The organism is Rahnella sp. ATs2 (assembly GCF_051851855.1).
GTDB classification, from domain to species: Bacteria; Pseudomonadota; Gammaproteobacteria; order Enterobacterales; family Enterobacteriaceae; genus Rahnella; species Rahnella variigena.
In genome coordinates, this window is the sequence record NZ_JBLYPL010000051.1 from 1 (window position 1) to 1835 (window position 1835).

Annotated in this window: 4 protein-coding genes; all 4 read right to left on the reverse strand. The window is 51.6% G+C overall.

Annotation, left to right across the window (positions count from 1 at the left end):
* Positions 1–698: YfdQ family protein (locus ACJY2G_RS25435; protein WP_439292378.1), on the reverse strand; the 698-nt coding region annotated here is incomplete at its 3' end.
* Positions 699–732: 34 nt separating this feature from the next.
* On the reverse strand, positions 733–1104 hold the full coding sequence (locus ACJY2G_RS25440) for a hypothetical protein (RefSeq protein WP_037033046.1): 372 nt from the start codon (positions 1102–1104) through the stop codon (positions 733–735).
* A 69-nt stretch (positions 1105–1173) separates the two neighbouring features.
* Positions 1174–1329, reverse strand: a complete 156-nt coding sequence (locus tag ACJY2G_RS25445; RefSeq protein WP_112198251.1) for a DUF3927 family protein — start codon at positions 1327–1329, stop codon at positions 1174–1176.
* Positions 1326–1751 (reverse strand): tellurite resistance TerB family protein, encoded by a 426-nt coding sequence (locus tag ACJY2G_RS25450; protein ID WP_195817290.1) that lies wholly within the window; start codon positions 1749–1751, stop codon positions 1326–1328. The genes ACJY2G_RS25445 and ACJY2G_RS25450 overlap by 4 nt, the downstream gene beginning before the upstream one ends.
* Between the last annotated feature and the right edge of the window lie 84 nt (positions 1752–1835).

The window sequence follows — 1835 nt, forward strand, 5'->3', positions numbered from 1 at the left end:
GGAGCATTGCCGCCGGTCAGCACGCTGTAGCGCAGACGGAATCGGCGTTCGCCCAGGCCTTCATATGGCACGCACTTAAATTCGAAAGCCGCAGGCATAGCTTCTTTGCTTTTTGCCTCTACACTTTCCATTACTGAGCGCTTGGCGCCGAAATCACTGTCTTCATGATCCGCAGAACTGGATGCTTCGATGGTAATTTTACGGACGCCGCCGATCGCTTTCTTGATGTCCAGCACTTCTCCGTCACCGGTGAAAGCCATCAGGAATTCTGACCAGTCTTCGAGCCACTCGGCCAGATCCTTCTGTGAGTTTTTATCGCCATTGATGTTCAGCAAAGCTTGGAATGGCGCAGTGCGTTTCAGTTTCAAAACTGCGATGTTATCTGCGTGACCTGGTGCAGTCAGAGTGCCAAGGTTAAACACAGTCACCGCTGCCATGTTGTCAGCATTAATGAAGCTGCGGACGCCTTCGCCTGCGTAATCTTTGCAGTAGCGCGAGAAATCCTGAATGCTGGCGGTTTCCATTTTCCCGCGGAAGCGGAACCGGCCATCTTGCAGGCTTTCCAGCGAATGAATACGGACAGATTCAGGCAAAGCAACAGCAGGGCAGTCAGCTGAAGACAGGCGTTCTTCCAGCAGATTAGAAAGGGACATATCCCGAACTTCTTTGATTGCTGATGCGTCTAAAACTTGAGACATAAAAATTTCCTTTTATCGGATGGTTAAACGATGCTTATCGCGCGTCGCGGAGCTTGCCGTCAGGATCACCGGCAATGGTAAATAGCTGGCCTTGGTCTTCCTGCATGATGGTCAGCTTGCCGCCTTTGCCCACGTACATTGGGGTTTCGGTGGTGTCTTCCTCGGAGGTTTTCCCGCGAGGCGTAGGTGCTGAGAACTTCAACTTGTGAGCCAGCATCACGCGTTTTTCTTCCATCGAATTACTGATCCGGGAAACATCAATCTCGATGGTCACTTTGCCTTTACCGCCGTTATTCAGAACACCCAGAGCGGCAGTATTCAGCGCGGCGGCAATTTTGTTTTCGAAAATACCGGCGTCCAGCTCGGAGAGAAACTCCGGGACGTTGGTCATACGACTTTCAGCCATTTGCATTTCCTCAGTTTCACAATGCACTTTGTGAACCATTGATGCGGGCCGAAACCCGCACTATAAAACTCAGGACTTCTTACTAATCACCGGCCAGATAACCACCAGTAGAGCCACAACCAGAAAACCATCGGCGACGGTTGACATAATGCGGCTGGTGAAGTCCACAGCGACGACCAGAAACAAGATCAGGCCAGCACCGGCCAGACGAAGTTTGCCGATCATAAGTACTGGTCTAAAGACAGTTGCAGTGACTGAGCGATTTTCTTCAGAGTGGCTTCTTCTTCCTCTCCGATGCCGTCCTGATCGGCGATGTCCAGACACAGGCACAGGACATCAACAGCGTCAGAAGTGCCAGCTACATCAGACAGTTCACGATAAGCCTGTGCGTTTGCGCTGCGTGGTGATGCTTCGTAACGTGCGCGGATGTTGCTGCTCATCTGGGCAATTTCGCCAGCGAATGGTGAGAATGCCGGTAAAGCACTGATGGTTTTTTCCAGAACAGCAATTTCTTTCGCGTCGCAGGTGCCGTCGGCATAAGCGATGGCGTACGCGCCCCAAACAGTCGCTTCAACCGCGTCGCGGTTTTCCATTTTCTTCACTTCAGCTACAGCTTTACGGGCTTTTTTCTTAAAGATTCCAAACATGTTCATTTCCTTCTCAGTTGGTTAACTACTCACACACATAGACAAGGGCGGCCGGTAATGCACAGGGCGTGCTGGGTGGGTGCC